Here is an 18,188-nt window from a genome sequence, read left to right on the forward strand (position 1 = left end):
CTATAGTGGTTTTCTTTTGTAGAATGTCAATTTTTCAATCAACCTAAAATAATGCTAATTATTTATCTGCACTTTTTTCATAAGAGAAGAACCATCTTTCATTAGTATTTGTACTATATAAAGACCTGTATTCAGATTTTTAACATCCATACTAGGGCTATTAACATCTACTAATTGTGACCTCACTCTTTTTCCTTGTAAATCAAACAATTCTAAGCTGCTAATTTCTTGATTCTTAGAACCCCTAAAATTAAGAACATCACTTGCTGGATTTGGAAACATTTTTATAATATCGGCATTAGACTTAGTTATTTCTCCATTTCCTTTTTCTAAACCAACATCACCTTCTCCAACTATAAAAATACCTCCACCACCGGGATCTTCAATAGGTCCGCCACCTCTAGAAACCCTCACGTTGATACTCTTGCTAACCGTAACCCCACAGCTAGTTCCTGTTACTCTAATCGTATAAGTACCCTCAGAACCAGGAGATTCTACAACAATTCCGGATTGATTTGTGCCACTCCAAAGATTCCATGAACTAGGTACTGTCCAATTAAAATTAGAAATTCCCAGAGAACTACAATTGTAAGTAATCAGATTATAAGGAGCAGTACTTGTTGGTCCAAAAATGTCGATACTTCTTCTACCATAAGAAATATTTCTTGTTCTAAAATTACTATTTATATCACAACCAGTCCCTGCATTGGCTCTTACACGTATTTGTCCGGATGAAATTCCAGAAGAAGGTGCTCTTAGTGTTATCGTTCTATTCGTTGTTGTTACTGAAGTCGCACTAGAATTATTAATCCTCCATCCAGAAGGTGCTTGTACCGTATAGGATACAGCTCCAGATACTGCAGAAATTGTATATGTAGCACTACTATTATTACATAAAAAATAGGCTCCTGCTAAAGATGGTGTTGATAAACGTACTCCTCCAACAACTACTGAACGAGAAGCCGTTGATGTTTGTCCCATATTTCCACAAGAAGTAGTAGCACTAATACTAGCACTACCAGGTGTAGATCCTAAATTAACCGAAATAGAACTTCTTGCTGAAAAAGTTCTTATCGAACCATTGGGTAATCTTACAGTCCAATTAGCTATTGGATCACAATCAACAGTTTGTATTGGGACGACATCTGGATCCCCAGGACCTGTGAGAACCATTTCTCTAACCGTACCTGGATTAAAGAAAAAGACAGCGTTAGAATTACAAGCTACACCAATAGGTCCTGAAATGTAACTAGGAGTTTGCGCTGTAATATTATCATAAGACAATAAAAACATAGGTAATAATAATGTCAAAAAAAGTATACGTAGTTTTTTCATTTGAATAATAATGATTTAGTGAATAGTTAAGTAAAATTTAAGTATACCGATGTTATGAAGTTACAATCTTAGGGGCCACCAAGCTATGATTGATATCAAACAAAGGATAGAGATTTTCAATGAAAATATTTTAATTCAATTCTTAGCATTCTCATCTTTTAGTTTGTCTACTAAATTTATAAATAGAGATATATGCTATCGGGTCGATTTCCTGATGATAAAACTATACAAAGTATCAAACTATTTCCCTACCCCATTTGGGTGGTTTTCTACTACATTTATAATTATACAAAGAAGTTCTTTTTTACTTTGTCTATTAAATCGCAGTTAAGCATACTTGCAACTAACAAATCTAGAATCTCAGGCAAAGACTAGTCGGATAATAAAAGTGGTGTATACGGATCTTTATTAATAAAGAAAACCTAAATAACTTATTAAATAAACTTCAGTAATTCGAAGAAAAAATTAGTGATTTTATGAATAAAAAAACAACTGTGATAATTTTTGGTAGTATCCAATTATACTTGCACGGATAACAATACTAAAGCATTGTCCTATTTGTGTTTTTCTTTTTAATTGGACAAAATTTGGACTTTAAGACTTATCCGCTTCTAGAGGAAGTTCAGCCTTATACAAAATACTTTCTATAATCTTTACTTTCTCAACTATAGTTATAACACCCTATTTTTTGTCTAAAATGTTATAAAACTATTTTATCTAGTGTTACTTTTTCTTTTTGGTTATCGAGATTAATACATTGTACTTTTTTTGTTTCATTAGGCAGACCATAATTGGTATACATTGTGTATTTCATAAATGAAGGGTTTAATGCTGAAACATCACCGAATGATTGGATATTTATAATCCATTCACCAGGTATTGCATTATCAATTATAAACTCTTTAGATGATACACCAGATTGTACTCTAGATAATAATTCTTCCTTATTTTCTCGAAACACATGTTTCCACTTAGAAAATTTCTTTTTCGGACTTACAAATTGAAGCTCAAATTCTGATTGAGGATCACTCCATTGAAAAACAAGACGCACTGGCACTCCTTTTACAGCTAAAAATTCATCAGGCACATCATTGTAAGTAAGCTCCGATCTATGAAAGTTTAGTAATCTCCTAATTTCGGACTCAGCTTGTTCTGCAATTTCTTTAAAATCCATTGCAGATTCCTTATTCCTTAATATTTTTTTATAAAGTTCAAAGGCTGGTTTATATTTTTCGATTGAAACATAAATTCGCGCCAGATCGAGATGAGATTGTGCCACATCCGGAGCTAAGTCAAAAATGCGCTCATACAAAAATGCTGCGCTATGGAATTCTTCTATTGTTTCTAACTTAAAAGCTAAGACTAATAATGCCTGTGGATTATCGAATCCAATTTCAGAAATATTAGATAAGATCTGATCAGCAAATTCAGTGTTCCATCTTCTAAAATAAGAGGCACTATAACTATAAAAAGGTATGCTTATAGGATATTTCTCTCTAAGACTATAATATATATCTTTTGCCTCTTTATAATTTGTACTATTCCACAATTCATCTAAATAAGAAGGTCTGTTGTTATTAACATCTAGTAAAAAAGTAGAAGTCGTATAATCATTTCCCTTCACTAATAAGTGATCAACTGGTTTCTCTTCTTTATTATTTGATATATCACCATATTTAGTGGTGATAATAAAAACTCCATTTCTTGCGGCTTGACCAAACCTAGCAGATGCTGATAAGCCAGTTAGTACAGATATTGATTTTATCTGTGCAGGGAATAGAAAAGTTGGTGGCTCATTAAATTGTAGACCATCTACTACAAATAAGGGCGGTGTGCTATTATCAGCAGCAAGCGAAAGCTTTGTTCGTATTTCATAAACGGCCTCATCTCCCCAACCAAAAACCTGAACTCCCGGAAACTGACCTCTTATTAAGTCAGAAAGATAAATAGCAGAGTGAAGAAAATCTTCTTCTTCTACGGTATAATAAGCGTGCCCCATTGATTTCTTATTCACATTGTTGCCATATACATCTTTTACTATTTCATCTTGTTCCTTATCTTCTTTAGTCTCTACTATGACTTCGTCTAGAGTTGTGTAATTAGAAACAAGATCTACCTTAATATTTTTTGTTGTGTCCAAAGCAATTTCCTCGGATTCCATCCCAAAAAAATCAAATCTTAACACATCCTCAAGGCTAGCATCTATAGAAAACGATCCATTAGCGTCTGTAGTCGTTTGAATCAAAGTTCCCTTTATAGAAACTTTACACCCTTGCACAGGTTTCTCACCAGAAGTGACTACGCCTTCTATCAATTCCTGAGTTTTATCGATCTGGTATACATTATTATCCTCTAACTCATAAACTATATTAGACAATGCTTGATCAACTGAGGTTTTGGTAAGATTAAGATAATATCCTTCACTTTGTACTGCAGCTTTGTGTAATAACAAATCCTCTGGATTTGGTGTATGATTAATATAAAAAACCGGAACATCATAAACCTGCTCAAAAGAACCAAAAGTGGTTCGACCATCACTAACCACTAGATATTGATCAGGTTTGTTTTCTTCCTTAAAAAGAGCGGAAAAATTAGTCGCTCCATTATAGTCCATCTTACTAAGTGATTCAATAAGTTGATTGCTTTTGCCATTTCTTATGACAAACTTTTGTTGCTCATGAATTGTATTAGAAAAGGGTATAAGCGTTACGGTAGTGTTTTCTATTTTTTTCAAATACGCTTTTAAAAATTGGTGTGTATATGTTGGATCATAATTCGCTGCAGAAAAAGAGGTGTCCCAATAAAGCACAATATCATCAGGGTTTTCTCTTTTTCTTAGTTGTCCTTCTTCGGCAGGGTATGATATATCTACATTAAATGCCATTCCTATATCCCAATGTACATCCCAATGATCCTGACTTATAGAACGCAGATATGATATACCTTCTTTAGATGCTCCAATAGAAAATTCGATGTCTTCTTCATATACTTTTATTAACTCTAAACTAATAATAACATCATCATGCACTGTGATATTATAATCCATTAAATCTATGACCTCTTCGCCTTTTTCTTTGGTAATAGTATGATAAATATTACTCGTAAGTACATTTCTATCTGGAGTCCCACTTTTTGGTTCATATACATTAACCCTTACTAATAGGCTATCTGTAATATTCTCATGTATATTAAACTTAAGTTGCAGCAACTTAGAATTCCTATGACTGATTCTAATTCTGGTGCCTATCTCACCACCTAGCGCCTTGGCATCTTTCCAATAGCCCATAAATCCACTAGAAACACTTGATCTACCCACTGTTTTTTTCATTCTCTTTTCTGCCGTTACTGTAGTTGCCTCCAATTCATAGATCGCAGACTCCATAAAAATGGTATTGTTGTTAGTCAATAGTCGAAACAATTCCTTAACAGATAATTGTATGGTTTTATATCCCAGACTAGATAGCTGAAAAATATTGCTTCTATTTATTTCCTGTTCATCATATTGTAAAAAGATATGACCATTCTGATCACTAACTGTACCAATGCCTTCATCCAAAAAACCAACATTTACAAAAGGAATAGGTTTCTGGGTATCTCGATCCAAGACATAAGCATCAATGGTAATCTCATATTGAGCAGATATGAATCCACTTATAAATAGTGTACTAATGAGTAAGAAAACTATTTTTGATTTCATAGGCATCCAATACTTTAACGTTTAAACCAAAGTTACAAATGATATGTATCTTATATAGTATAACAATCTATAAATTAGTGTTATAAAGGAATAACTTGTTACCAAAAACATTGGGTTTTTATGAAAACTATAACATAACTGTAGAATAAAAGTTTAAAAGACATATTCGGAACCTGAATATTACTTATACATTAATAATGTTTTCTCTTCTTGTAACATTTTACCTTCATATCCGTCTTCTCCGTACAGTATCGCTGTTCTGGTAAAAATTAAATAGGATACCGCTCAGGCAACCATTATAGATCTATTAGCGTCTATATAATTGTCGGCCTGAGTTTGTCGAAGACAATTCAACCCAACCATAGTTTCACTTCGATAAGATCAGTGTGACAATAATAAATACAAATCAAAAAACGAAATCATCAAATAATGAATATCAAAAAACTTACAATAGCATCCATAGCTTTTCTATCAAGTTTATCGATCTATTCACAAACCATTAGTTCTACAGTAGTCGATAAAAAAACAAACGAACCCATCCCATATGCTACCATTCAATACGCAGAAAATGGAGGTGTAATTACAAATGAAGAAGGAATGTTTAGTTTTACATTAGATCAGCGATCTGCAAAAATAGATTCTATCTATATCTCTTCTATGGGGTACGAAAAAGTTGGTATTGCATTAAACTCCATTACCGATAGTATTATTTATATAGAACCCAAAGCTATAGAACTAAGTGGTGTGTTTATCTCTAATAAAAATCTAGGTATTGATGAAATTATTGACAATGTAAAAGAGAATATAGGTCAAAACTATAGCAAGACCTTATCTCATAAAAAGCTTTTTTACAGACAATCAGACTTTAGTGATCTGCATAAAATGAATATAAAATTTAAGAAATCTACCATAAAAGAGTTTAACAAGAAGTTTATAGATAGTGTACTATCCATTATCCCTAGAAAATCTGCTTACTACACAGAAGCATTATGTGACCTTTATGGTAATTTTGACAAACAAAAGCTAAATATTATTAAAGGTGCAGAACTCTATGATAAAAGTAATGATGGCTCGATGGAAGCACTCTCTGATAAACTAGAAGAAATTTTAAAAAAGAACGTAAAGCCAAACTCATATCTAAAGATAAAATCTGGCTGGATTCTAGGGACTAAAGTACAAATGGACTCTATTTTTGATGCCAATGAAGAAGCTGCAGAGGTAAAAAGTGAATTAGAGAAACCTAATAAAAATGAGGAAAACTATTTTCTTAAATACAGAAAATCGTCATTACATGACTTACTATCTAGTATGTTTTTCCAAGAAGATTCTAAACTCAATTTTATTGATAAATCTGGAAGATACAAGTTTGAATTAATAGATTATACTACCATAGATGATAGTAGTGTGTATATCATCAATTTCGAACCTAAAAGAGGAGCAGATTTTAAGGGCACAATCTACGTAAACACACAAGATTTTGCAATAATGAGAGTTGATTATAAGAATGTAAAAAACCTTAAGAATTTTGGTTTACTTGGTGTTAGTTATCACGATACCATGTATAAAGGTAAAACGATATTTGCTAAAGGTGCAGATGGTAAATACAGTGTTCGTTATATAGAAAAGACCACAGGAAATGTTTTTGGGCTTGATCGGCCACTTAAAATTATTGAGAAAAACAAGTTTGTAAAAGGAAAACGTAAACAAAATGAGCTATCCTTAGGACTGGATATTGGTGCAGGTGAAATCAGCAAATACGAAGTTGTTGTTTTTGATTCTAAACCTATTACAGAAAGTCAGTATGAAAGTAGTAAAGAAAATAAAACCATCAAACCGCAATACCTTTCTAAATATGACCCTGACTTCTGGAAGGGATATAATATCATAGAACCCAATACTGCGATTAAACGGTTCACGGCGATTGAAGGAGGATTATAGTTCTCTTTTAGCTTTTATTACTTCTCCTAAACCTTTAGAAATATCATCAAGATGATCATAAGAATCAATTGGTTTTAAGGAAGTTTTATTCAATTTATTTGTTATAAATCAGTAAATATCTCGTCTTATTTTAAGAATATATTACCACAATTGTATTCTTTTTCGTTGTAACTATGTAATAGATATAATGGAATCTATACTTTTATCGTGTAATTTTATGAATCTACTGATGCTATGAAAATGAATAAAATTGTGTTATTAACCCTTAGTGTATGGATGATTTCTTCTTCCATAAAAGCTCAAAAAATAAGCTCTAAGGTTGTTGATAAAAAAACTAATCAACCTATACCCTACGCTACTATACAGATTGGAGAAAATCAAGGAGTAGTAACTAACGAAGAAGGAAGTTTTAGTATTACACTAGACGACATTAAATCCAAAATCGATTCTATCTATATTTCTTCTATGGGTTATTCTACAGTAGGTGTTGCCGTAACAAATATTACCGATAGCATTATATATATCCAGCCTAAAGCTATTGAATTAAAAAGTGTTTTTGTCTCTAACAAAAATCTTGATATAGATGATATCATTGATAATGTAGATGATAACATGGAAGATAATTATAGATCCAATCTTGCTAAAAGCAGGTTGTTTTTTAGAGAAACCAATACCAATTTCATTAAGAAAATGGATATTGAGTTTAAGAAATCAACTATAGAGGAGATTGACAAAAAACTAGTAGATAGCATATCGAATGTGATTCCAAGAAATTCAGTTTTTTATGCGGAGGCTTTATGTGATTTTTATGGAAATACTGATAAGCAGAAATTAAATGTAATCAAAGGAGCTCGTCTGTACGATAAAAACAATAATGGATCTATAGAAGGAGTCTTCAAGAAAATGGAGAAAATCTTTAAAGATAACGTAAAACCCAATTCATATCTAAAAATAAGATCAGGGCTTTTTAGTCAAAAAGTACAGGTAGATTCTATTCTTAATGCGAATCAAGATGCCAAGGATATCGCAGATGGAATTGATAATCCAAAAGAAAATTTCTTCTTTAAGTCCAGAAAAATGAATCTCAAAAATCTGTTTAATGAAATGTTATATCAGTCAGATACTAAATTAAATGTGATCAAAAATTCGGGCCGATATACTTTTGAACGAGTAGATTATACGATACTGGATGATGTGGGGGTATATGTAATCAAATTCACACCCAAAAGAAGAGGTGATTTTAAAGGTACTTTATACGTAAATACAGAGGATTTTGCAGTGATACGTGTAGATTATCAAAATGTAAAACGTTTACGCAGTTTTAACCTATTAGGTGTTAGTTTTGAAGAAAATGGATATAGTGGCACTACTATTTTTCAGAAAGGATCCGATGGTAAATATGGAGTTAAATTTATCGAAAAAATAACTGAAAACAAATTTGGTGTAGATCGCCCGTTAAGTATTATAGAGAAAAATAAATTCGTAAAAGGAAGAAACAAGCAAAATCAGTTATCCCTTAACCTCGATGTCATTAGTTATGCCAAAAACAAGTATGAAGTAATTGTTTTTGATGCTAAAAATATCACTGAAGCAGAATATAATAGTAGTAAAGAAAATAAGAACGTCCAATCCACTTATTTATCAAAATACAACCCGGATTTCTGGAAAGGCTATAACATTATAGAACCTAATACTGCAATCAAACAGTTTAAAGTTATTGAGGAAGATATAGAACAAGAATAAATACTTTATCCCATTTGATTAACATAATGAGTACAGAAATTATATATAGAAAAGCTACATTAAGCGATACATTACAACTTTCAATTCTGTACAAGCAAGTATATATGAAAACATATGCTGTAGATGGAATCACTACTGAATTTGCCAATTTTGTTTCCGATAAATTCTCTGTAAAGGTCATTGAAAAAACTATAAAAGAGCAAGATTCTATTATTGTGGCAACCTATAAAGATAATCCAATAGGAGTTGCAGAAATTGTTTATAAAAGTAGTTGCCCTATAAGAAATAAGATCGCTCCAGAATTAGGAAAACTATATGTGTTGGATTGGTTTTTCGGAAAAGGTATAGGTTCTGGATTACTTAATGCGGTAGAAAAAGAATTACATGATAAAGGATATACCGAACTTTGGCTTTGGGTATATATAAAAAACGAAAGAGCTATTTCCTTTTATGAGAAACAACAATTTAATTGCATCGGTAATGCTTTTTTTCAAATGGAAATGAATAATTACGAAAACAAAGTAATGCTAAAGACTATTTAATGTTAGGACTTCTAATCGAGTAATTTCAACGTTCTTAGTAAAGCTTCAAAATAATATTCTTCTTGCTTTGGAATAATAGTAGTTTTATAAGCAGTATTCTTAACTACGTAAAATGATGAAGATTCCGTATCCTTATTATCCTGATGTAAATTGACAATCTTCTGGATAAAATCATTAATTAACAGTACCTCATCGTAAGTGATTTCACGTCTTATTGTTGGCTGATCACTTTTATACACCAGATAATCATCTCTGAAACTTATAGACTTCTTTGAAGCACCGATCTGATGAAATTCAAAAGTAAAATCCTGAGAAGTAAATATCTTATTAATATTCTCTACTGTTGGCTCTACATTACGAGCACAGCTGCTAAGGAAAACAAGTGTAAAAAGTATTAAAAAAATTCTCATCCCTTTTACTTTTAAAATGTGTATTCGAATAGTAATTGGAGACAGCCAATTTTAATCAAAATATTAATTTAACTATAATAATACAAAAAAAGGTATTGATTAAATAACCAATACCTTTATAGTTTTATATGAAATACCCAATTAACATAATTGGCATCAGTATTATTTCACAGCTAATCTTTTGATAGAATTTTCAAAATCTACATTCTCAAGATTACTAATCAGTAGTCCAATACCACCTGTTCTAGAGGCAACAATATACTCTGCTTGATATTTCTTTTCCATTTTATACCCTTTAAGGTATTTTAACTTCACAATTTTAGAAGTTGGTGTAAAGAAAAATCTTCCGTGGATTCTTTTATAACGTACTTCCTGAGTATTCGCTTCATCTTTTAGTTGTCGGCTTAACGCTTCTACAACTGTAGCTGCTCTATGCTCATCTAATTGATAAAAATCACACGCATAAATAAATACATAATTTTCTACATTCTTCTCATCAACGAACAATTGAAAATCAACATTTTTATTCTCAATTTTTTTCAATTCTTCTAACGCGATCTTCTTAAATTTAGGACTGTCGGTTAATGAATCTAATCGAACCTTAAATTGCTCAGGACTTGTTTTTTCATACCCCTTGGTAAGCATTATCGTATTCTTACGAAATTCGATTGTGTTTTTTTTGGAAAAATTGGTAAACTTAGATTTCTGATTTCCATCTGTGAAATATTGACATCCAGTCAGAAGGATTACAGTTAACAATAGTAAAATTTTTTTCATAGGGTTCTGGGTGTTAATTGGTTAAAAATTTATTCAATAAGCCCCATAAGTGTGCGCAAGGTAATAAAAAAAACCACACAAACAACCTTTTATCCTAATTTTTATGCATTTAATCCGATTAAAATTGAAAGGAAACCGGTTTTTACTCTGTTTTTGGTAGGATTACACCCACTCTTTCGGCTCCTTTAAAACTTTTAGTAATCGTTCTTCTTCAGAACCTGGTATCGGATGATGATCATAGCGCCATTGTACTTGTGGCGGTAAGCTCATTAAAATACTTTCTATTCTTCCGTTTGTTTTTAACCCAAACAATGTTCCTTTATCGTGTACAAGATTAAACTCTACATATCTACCGCGACGAATCTCTTGCCAATCTTTTTGAATATCAGTGTATTTTGTATTTTTCCTTCGTTCTACAATGGGAACGTAGGCCTGTAAAAAACTATCTCCTACTTCTGTTACAAAATCATACCAATTTTGCATAGTCATCGTCTCTGTTTTCTTACAATAGTCAAAAAATAAACCTCCTACACCACGGCCTTCTTCCCGATGTGCGTTATAAAAATATTCATCACATTTCTTTTTATATAAAGGATAAAAATCAACATCATGTCTATCACAAGATGTTTTACAAACCTGATGAAAGTGTGTTGCATCCTCATCAAACAGATAATATGGTGTAAGATCCTGTCCACCACCAAACCAACTATCCACAATAGTACCTTCTTTATCGTACATCTCAAAGTACCTCCAATTAGCGTGTACTGTCGGAACCATTGGGTTTTTAGGGTGCAATACCAGTGATAATCCACAGGCAAAAAAGTCTACATCTACTACATTAAAATAGCTCTGCATCGCTTTTGGCAGTTTGCCGTGCACGCCAGAGATGTTAACACCTCCTTTTTCGAATACCATTCCATTTTCGATAACTCGTGTACGACCTCCTCCACCTTCAGGACGTTTCCAGATATCTTCTTTAAATTTGGCTTGACCATCAATCTCTTCTAGTCCTGCGGTGATCGTGTCTTGTAAATCCTGTATGTATTGGTAGAATTTTTCTTTCATGTTTATGCTTCGATTTTAGAAATCGCATCAGAACTTTTTACTTCAATTAGTCCTTTCTGATTCAAAATTTTAACTGTCTCAGCAGAAGCAGCGACTACAGATATAGGAAGTACTATAATAATTCCAATAATAGGGATTAATAACACTAACATAAATACAATTCCATTACCAATAGCAGTTCCTCTATGTTTTCTTACAAACTGAACACTTTCTTTATACTTAAAATGACGTTCCATCGTATAATCCATATTCCCAAAACCTACATAATACGCTTGTATAGCAAATATTAATATTGTAGCTACGATTCCGATTACCGGAATAAGACTTAGAACTAATAAAGGAATGATAAACAATAATTCTCTAAAGAGATTTCTTACATTGATACGAATACCACGCATCAATTGTTCTCTAAATGAAGTATTACGATGTTGGTGATCTTGATGTTGATCTCCCAAAAGATGTGCTTCTACCTTTTCTGAAACTGGACTCATAAATGGTGCTGACAATGCCATTATAATATGCTTATATAACACCAATCCTATTGCCAATATTAGTAGAATACTAAAATATTTACTAATAACAACAAATGTTTCTGATCCCCAATCCCACACCCAAGCTTTAGCTATAAAATTTCCGAGTGGATCGGATAAAAACCATGCAGAAGTCATAAAGAGGATTCCGGTTAAAAAACTAATCAGAATCGGAATTGCGAAATATTTCCATAATCCTAGTTTAGAAATTAAAGCAAAACCTCCAAAATATGCTTTGATACCATTAACGATGTTCTTGATCATAATCTTATGAAATTGGTTAACTTCTTATAAGTAGTGTTTTTAAGAATTTTGTTTCAAAATTTACCCAAATATATTAGTTATTTCCATCAGAAAGATAAATCAGATCATCGCGAAACTCCTTTATTTCTCTTATGTCTTTTATCAAATTAGCATTTGTTGTTTTTTCTTTTAAGAAAGCAACTGTTTCTTCTTCAGAAGCAGTCTTAAGGGTCTTAAAATACATTCTTCCCAATCTATTATTATGCAAATCCATTGCCTCTGCTATAGCTTTATTAGGTGCTAATTTTTCGTGTAAATCAGTGATTTTCTCAGCCCAGATAATGGATTTTTTTTCATTTTTGGATTGAATATAGGTTTTCTGACAAATCAATACATTCCATAAAGCATGTCTAAATGCATTCGCTTTTCCATTATTATGATGTGTATTGCCATATAAAGAATCACAGATGGTCATTGTCATCTTTGTAGCTCGTAAAGTAGGAATAATATATAATGGATTTTGTAGTAACAACCCAGATAATCTAAATAGCTGTCTAAAACTAAATCGCCTAATAATATTCCTGATTTTCATCGCTATACCCTGTATTCTTTTACAGCATCTACAAAAGCTCTGGCATTCTCAACAGGAATGTTTGGTAGAATTCCGTGTCCTAAATTAGCAATATACCGATCTTTACCAAACTCATCAATCATCTGTTTTACCATCTTTTTAATATCTGATGGAGGTGATAACAATCGAGAAGGGTCAAAATTACCTTGTAATGTGATATTTCCGCCGGTAAGATATCGTGCATTTCTAGCAGAACATGTCCAATCTACTCCTAATGCTGCAGCACCAGAATTTGCCATTTCATTCAATGCAAACCAACAACCTTTACCAAATACGATAACTTCTGTTTCATCTTTCAATGCATCCACAATCTGCTGAATATATTTCCAAGAGAATTCCTGATAATCGACCGGAGAAAGCATGCCTCCCCAACTATCGAATACTTGAACCGCATTTACTCCAGCAGCTACTTTCTTCTTTAAATAAGCGATAGTAGTATCTGTAATTTTCTGTAATAACTGATGTGCGACCTGCGGTTGAGAAAAACACAACGCTTTAGCCTTGTCAAAATTCTTAGAACCTTGTCCTTGTACGGCATAACATAATATCGTCCAGGGTGAACCTGCAAAACCAATTAAAGGAACTCTATTGTCTAGTTTTTCTTTAGTCATCTTGATCGCATCCATCACATATCCTAACTCTTCATCAATATCCGGAACAATAACCTGATCTACATCTGCTTGTGATCGTATAGGATTTGGTAACCAGGGGCCAATGCCATCTTTCATCTCCACTTCTATATTCATCGCCTGTGGAATCACCAAAATATCACTAAATAATATAGCAGCATCTGGACCTATAATGTCGATAGGTTGTACCGTAATTTCGGATGCTAATTCTGGTGTTCTGCATCTGGTAAAGAAGTCATACTTTTTCTTTAATGCCATAAATTCTGGCAAATATCTTCCTGCCTGACGCATCATCCATACTGGTGGACGATCAACAGTTTCTCCTTTTAAAGCTCTTAGGAATAAATCGTTTTTTATCATATCCGTTTATCAAAGTATTTAACTGCCTGAACGATCACATTCTCTACAGTTGGTTTGTTAGCAACAATAATATTATTTGTATATTTTTTAGCTTCAGAAGCGGTAGTATTTCCAATACAAAAAACCATGCTTTTATCTATAAAGTTATTAGAAACATAACTCTGGATTGCAGATGGACTGAAAAATAATATCCCATCAAAAACACGATCAAATTTCTTAGATCTTTTGTGTGTTTTATAAACTATTTCTTCCTCAAGTTCTATATTATCTTCTTTCAAAATTAAAGGCAATTCATCCCTTCTTAAGTTTCCGCAAAAGAAGTAAAATTTTCCATTTTTGTAGTTTTTTGAGATAATTTCACCCAAATCCGAGGCATTTTGAGCAGTTTCTACGACTTTTTGCCCATTTTCCTCCAAAAGTTTTTTAGTATTTTCGCCTACACAAAAACAATTCTGAATGCTAAATTTCGAATTCTGAATTGCTTTCACTGCATTCTTACTGGTAAAAATTGCATGCTTTATATCTCGATTAAAATCAACATCCAGTAATTCGATTTCTATTGCATTATATTCTACAAATCCAATTCCAGAATTTAATAGTAGCCCTTTTTGAGCTGTAGAGAGTTTTTTTGTGGATAATATGGTGGAATTAGAGTTCAATTATTTTAAACTTGCTTTAATCTTCTTCATCAATTCTTTACCTCCATTATTCAAAATTTCTTGCGCACATTCTATCCCAAAGTTTTGTCTATCTTCAAGATTTATTGTTTTGCTAACCTCTATTTTATCTTTTCCATCTAGACTAAATAAAACCCCGGTAAAATAAATTTGACCACTTTTAATTTCCGCTAAAGCTCCAATCGGTGCGGTACAACCACCTTCTAATTTTCTAAGAAATTCTCTTTCTATATGCACACATATTTTAGAGTTTGAGTGATTAAGATGAGAAAGAGCCTCTAAACAATAAGCATCTTTTTCTTTAGCAACGACCAGCATTGCTCCTTGAGCCGGAGCTGGAGTCATCCAACTAAGATCCAAATACTCTTTTGGTTTCAGATTTATTCTTTCTAATCCTGCAGCGGCAAAAATGGCTCCGTTCCAATCACTATCGTTTAGTTTTTGTATTCTGGTATTAACATTACCTCTTAAATCTACTACTTTATGAGTAGGGTATTTATGTAACCATTGTGCTTGTCTTCTTAAACTACCTGTAGCGATAATTCCTTCTCCATCTAAGAAATCTAATCCTTTGTGCAAAAGAATATCCTGTACATTAGCACGTTCTAAAATGGCTGCTTCGACAATACCTTTTGGCAAAGCCGTTGGAACATCCTTCATCGAATGTACTGCAATATCAATATCATTATTGATCATTGCGATATCAAGTGTCTTAGTAAAAATCCCTGTAATCCCCAATTCATACAAAGGTTTATCTAGTACAATATCCCCTGTAGATTTTACAGGAACTAAGGAGGTCTGATAACCGAGATTTTCTAATGAATTTTGTACGGTATGAGCCTGCCAAAGTGCTAATTCACTATCTCGAGTACCAATGCGGATGATCTTATTTTCCACTATTTATTCTGTATTTGGAATACTTTCTGAATCAATTCGATGCTTTCATCACTAGAAGTGTTTTCATCTTTTAGATGACTAGCGAAGTGATTTGTAATTTTTTGGATAATACGATCACTAATGATTGTAGCCTGCTCTTCATTAAAATCAGAAAACTTTTTTCTTTGTAGATTGATTTCTGCTTCTTTAAAAGAAGCCAGCTTATTTTTAAGCGCTTTTATAGTTGGTGCAAATTTTCTGGTTTCCATCCAACTATCAAATTCCGACCTAACCTCATCAATAATAGCTTCTGCCTTTGGTATATGAACTCTTCTACGTTGCAAAGTGTCATCCGTGATTTTGGATAAATGATCCATATGTACTAACGTGACATTTGGTAATTCTGAAACATTAGTATCTACATTCTTCGGTACGGATAAATCCAAAATGAGTAAAGGTTTATCTGTACTGATTAAGTCTTTGTTAATTGTTGGTTTTTGCGCTCCCGTTGCCACAATTAGCACATCAGAATGATTTACTTCCTCTTTAAGCGTTTCAAAATCTTTAACAACAAGGTTAAATTTTCCAGCTACTTTTTCAGCTTTATCTCTTGTCCTGTTAATTAAAACAATATGATCATTCTTAGTATGCTTTACCAAGTTTTCACAAGTATTTCTCCCTATTTTTCCCGTCCCAAAAAGCAATATATTCTTATCCGTTACATAGGGTACTCTTGCAAGAATATACTGTACTGCTGCAAAACTAACAGAGGTAGCACCGCTAGAAATCTCTGTTTCATTTTTAATACGTTTGCTTGCCTGAATAACAGCATTCGTCAATCGTTCTAAAAACGGATTGATCATTTGTATTTTCTTAGAAGCTTTGAAACCAGCTTTTATTTGACCTATGATTTCAAAATCTCCTAAAATCTGACTATCTAATCCCGTTCCGACTCTAAAAAAATGAGCTACCGCTTTACTATTCTTATGAACATATGCCACTTTTTCGAATTCTTCGACAGTACCATATGTATGTTCACACAAAAGTTTTATTAGCTGAAATGGATGTTGTGCAAAACCGTATAATTCTGTACGATTACAAGTAGACATTACTAAAAGACCTTCAATTCCTTCTTTTTTAGCTTGCGTCAAAATAGCCGTTTTTGCCTCTTCATTTATACTAAAATGTCCACGTATCTCGGCATCAGCCTTTTTATAGCTGAGCCCGATTGTATAAAAATTAGCTCCTTTCGTACGTAGATGAGACTCCATTGGGTTATTTCAATTTTTCCGTAGCAAAAATATCCTAGATCAGGTTTAAAAAATAACGCTAGGAGTTTTTTAAGTATCGAAAAGCGTTGTTTACACCTCCAAATATGCAAAATCGGGTAAAAACACCTATTTTTGTAGAAGTCCCAAAGATTGTAGTTTAAATTGTTTAGATCTATTCTAAATAAATGCTTTGATAAACATGGAAATACAACTAAAAAATAACGCTCCAGGAATTCTGGAAGAGACCATTATAGAAGAAGGGTTTTATATCCTTAAATTTCAAAACGAAACAAATGATAATCAGCGTATTATAAGAGATATCAATAGTAGTTATATTCAGTTTCACTTCTGTGTAAAGGGTGTCATGAAGTTTAGTTTTAATAACGGAAGTTATGCGATACCTTTATCAGAAAAAAAATCCCTTTTACTCTACAATCCTCAACGAGATTTACCTATGAATCTAGAAATGGAAAAAGATTCTTGGTTAGTATCCCTTTTGATTTCTATTAAAAAGTTTCACTCTTTATTTTCCAAAGAAGCAGATTATATTCCCTTTCTTGGAGAAGGTAATCGTGATAAAAAATACTATACCGATGCTGACATTTCTCCCTCAATGACAGTGGTTCTGAATCAAATATTAAGTTACAACCTACACAAATCTATTAAGTTATTATATTTTAAAGGCAAAGCCTATGAACTATTAAGTCTCTATTTTAATAAACCAGAAGATGCAGATATTGATCAGTGTCCATTTCTGGTTGATGAAGAAAATGTACTTAAAATTAAACAAGCTAAGGAAATTATCATATCCAGAATGGCAGAACCACCTACTCTTCAGGAATTATCGAAAGAAATTGGGTTGCCCTTAAGTAAACTTAAAGATGGATTTAAACAGATATATGGAGAACCTGTCTATGCTTTTTTATTTGATTATAAAATGGAAGTCGCTCGTCAATTACTTGCCACAGGAAGTCATAATGTTAACGAGGTTGGGTTAAAGGTTGGGTATAGTACAGCGAGCCACTTTATAGCTGCTTTTAAAAAGAAATTCGGCACCACACCAAAAAAATATGTGATGAACTTAAGTTAAATCAACAATCCTAAGATTCTTTAACAGGAATTCCTTCTCCTTTTTGTAGTGAAACTATAGAATCATACATTCCTCTGTCATTTTCTTCTTTATCTACTAATACGGATACAAACTCGAAATTCTCCAATAATTCTAAAATAAAGGGTAATCTGTCCTTTTCGACGTCTACAATAATACGTTTCATTTCATTGCCTTTTTTGATCTTATAAAAATAAGAAAATATTATGTGGGAACTTCTAGTTTATAATATTTTAACTTGGATAGAGAGTTTCTTCATATTTAGCAATATTCACTTGCTTAAAACCCTATTTGATATTTGATTTAACTATTAAATACATGATCCTATTATCATTAAGTCTTATTATAATTTTATG

At 32.4% G+C, this 18,188-nt stretch carries 16 protein-coding genes; 4 read left to right on the forward strand and 12 right to left on the reverse strand.

Going from position 1 to position 18,188, the window contains the following annotated elements:
• Positions 1-54: 54 nt before the first annotated feature.
• Both Q0829_RS10800 and Q0829_RS10805 read right to left on the reverse strand, forming a co-directional pair.
• On the reverse strand, positions 55-1,335 hold the full coding sequence (locus tag Q0829_RS10800; protein WP_298542382.1) for a T9SS type A sorting domain-containing protein: 1,281 nt from the start codon (positions 1,333-1,335) through the stop codon (positions 55-57).
• Between the two features lie 700 nt (positions 1,336-2,035).
• On the reverse strand, positions 2,036-5,032 hold the full coding sequence (locus Q0829_RS10805) for a carboxypeptidase-like regulatory domain-containing protein (protein WP_298542385.1): 2,997 nt from the start codon (positions 5,030-5,032) through the stop codon (positions 2,036-2,038).
• A 429-nt stretch (positions 5,033-5,461) separates the two neighbouring features.
• On the opposite strand from Q0829_RS10805, the gene Q0829_RS10810 reads away from it, so the two are divergent.
• From Q0829_RS10810 to Q0829_RS10820, 3 genes are all read left to right on the forward strand, one after another.
• Entirely contained in the window at positions 5,462-6,970 is a 1,509-nt protein-coding gene (locus tag Q0829_RS10810; RefSeq protein ID WP_298542388.1) for a carboxypeptidase-like regulatory domain-containing protein, read from the forward strand.
• A 234-nt stretch (positions 6,971-7,204) separates the two neighbouring features.
• Positions 7,205-8,713: a carboxypeptidase-like regulatory domain-containing protein gene (locus tag Q0829_RS10815; protein WP_298542391.1), complete on the forward strand. Its 1,509-nt coding sequence runs from the start codon at positions 7,205-7,207 to the stop codon at positions 8,711-8,713.
• Between the two features lie 26 nt (positions 8,714-8,739).
• Positions 8,740-9,255, forward strand: a complete 516-nt coding sequence (locus tag Q0829_RS10820) for a GNAT family N-acetyltransferase (protein WP_298542393.1) — start codon at positions 8,740-8,742, stop codon at positions 9,253-9,255.
• A gap of 11 nt (positions 9,256-9,266) precedes the next feature.
• Here Q0829_RS10820 and Q0829_RS10825 read toward each other — a convergent pair whose 3' ends face one another.
• From Q0829_RS10825 to hemA, 9 genes are all read right to left on the reverse strand, one after another.
• On the reverse strand, positions 9,267-9,665 hold the full coding sequence (locus tag Q0829_RS10825) for a hypothetical protein (RefSeq protein ID WP_298542395.1): 399 nt from the start codon (positions 9,663-9,665) through the stop codon (positions 9,267-9,269).
• A gap of 162 nt (positions 9,666-9,827) precedes the next feature.
• Positions 9,828-10,442, reverse strand: a complete 615-nt coding sequence (locus Q0829_RS10830; protein ID WP_298542396.1) for a hypothetical protein — start codon at positions 10,440-10,442, stop codon at positions 9,828-9,830.
• 162 nt (positions 10,443-10,604) lie between these two features.
• Positions 10,605-11,507 carry an oxygen-dependent coproporphyrinogen oxidase gene (gene hemF, locus Q0829_RS10835; RefSeq protein WP_298542399.1) on the reverse strand — a complete coding sequence of 301 codons (903 nt, stop codon included), beginning with the start codon at positions 11,505-11,507 and terminating at the stop codon, positions 10,605-10,607.
• A gap of 2 nt (positions 11,508-11,509) precedes the next feature.
• Positions 11,510-12,301, reverse strand: coding sequence for an EI24 domain-containing protein (locus Q0829_RS10840; RefSeq protein WP_298542402.1), 792 nt, complete (start codon positions 12,299-12,301; stop codon positions 11,510-11,512).
• A 73-nt stretch (positions 12,302-12,374) separates the two neighbouring features.
• Positions 12,375-12,872 carry a hypothetical protein gene (locus Q0829_RS10845; protein WP_298542405.1) on the reverse strand — a complete coding sequence of 166 codons (498 nt, stop codon included), beginning with the start codon at positions 12,870-12,872 and terminating at the stop codon, positions 12,375-12,377.
• Between the two features lie 2 nt (positions 12,873-12,874).
• Positions 12,875-13,900 (reverse strand): uroporphyrinogen decarboxylase, encoded by a 1,026-nt coding sequence (gene hemE / locus Q0829_RS10850; RefSeq protein ID WP_298542407.1) that lies wholly within the window; start codon positions 13,898-13,900, stop codon positions 12,875-12,877.
• Positions 13,897-14,559, reverse strand: coding sequence for a uroporphyrinogen-III synthase (locus Q0829_RS10855; RefSeq protein WP_298542410.1), 663 nt, complete (start codon positions 14,557-14,559; stop codon positions 13,897-13,899). Before Q0829_RS10855 ends, hemE begins: the two co-directional genes overlap by 4 nt.
• The gene (hemC, locus tag Q0829_RS10860) at positions 14,560-15,474 is read right to left on the reverse strand and encodes a hydroxymethylbilane synthase (protein WP_298542413.1); all 915 of its coding nucleotides are present in this window, start codon (positions 15,472-15,474) and stop codon (positions 14,560-14,562) included.
• Complete coding sequence (gene hemA / locus Q0829_RS10865) at positions 15,474-16,724, reverse strand: glutamyl-tRNA reductase (RefSeq protein ID WP_298542416.1); 1,251 nt, start codon at positions 16,722-16,724, stop codon at positions 15,474-15,476. The genes hemC and hemA overlap by 1 nt, the downstream gene beginning before the upstream one ends.
• 199 nt (positions 16,725-16,923) lie before the next feature.
• On the opposite strand from hemA, the gene Q0829_RS10870 reads away from it, so the two are divergent.
• Positions 16,924-17,814: an AraC family transcriptional regulator gene (locus Q0829_RS10870; RefSeq protein WP_298542419.1), complete on the forward strand. Its 891-nt coding sequence runs from the start codon at positions 16,924-16,926 to the stop codon at positions 17,812-17,814.
• Positions 17,815-17,824: 10 nt separating this feature from the next.
• Here Q0829_RS10870 and Q0829_RS10875 read toward each other — a convergent pair whose 3' ends face one another.
• A complete protein-coding gene (locus tag Q0829_RS10875) occupies positions 17,825-17,998 on the reverse strand; it encodes a hypothetical protein (protein ID WP_298542421.1) in 174 nt (57 codons plus the stop codon).
• Positions 17,999-18,188: the final 190 nt, after the last annotated feature.

The organism is uncultured Aquimarina sp. (assembly GCF_947492405.1).
GTDB lineage: Bacteria > Bacteroidota > Bacteroidia > Flavobacteriales > Flavobacteriaceae > Aquimarina.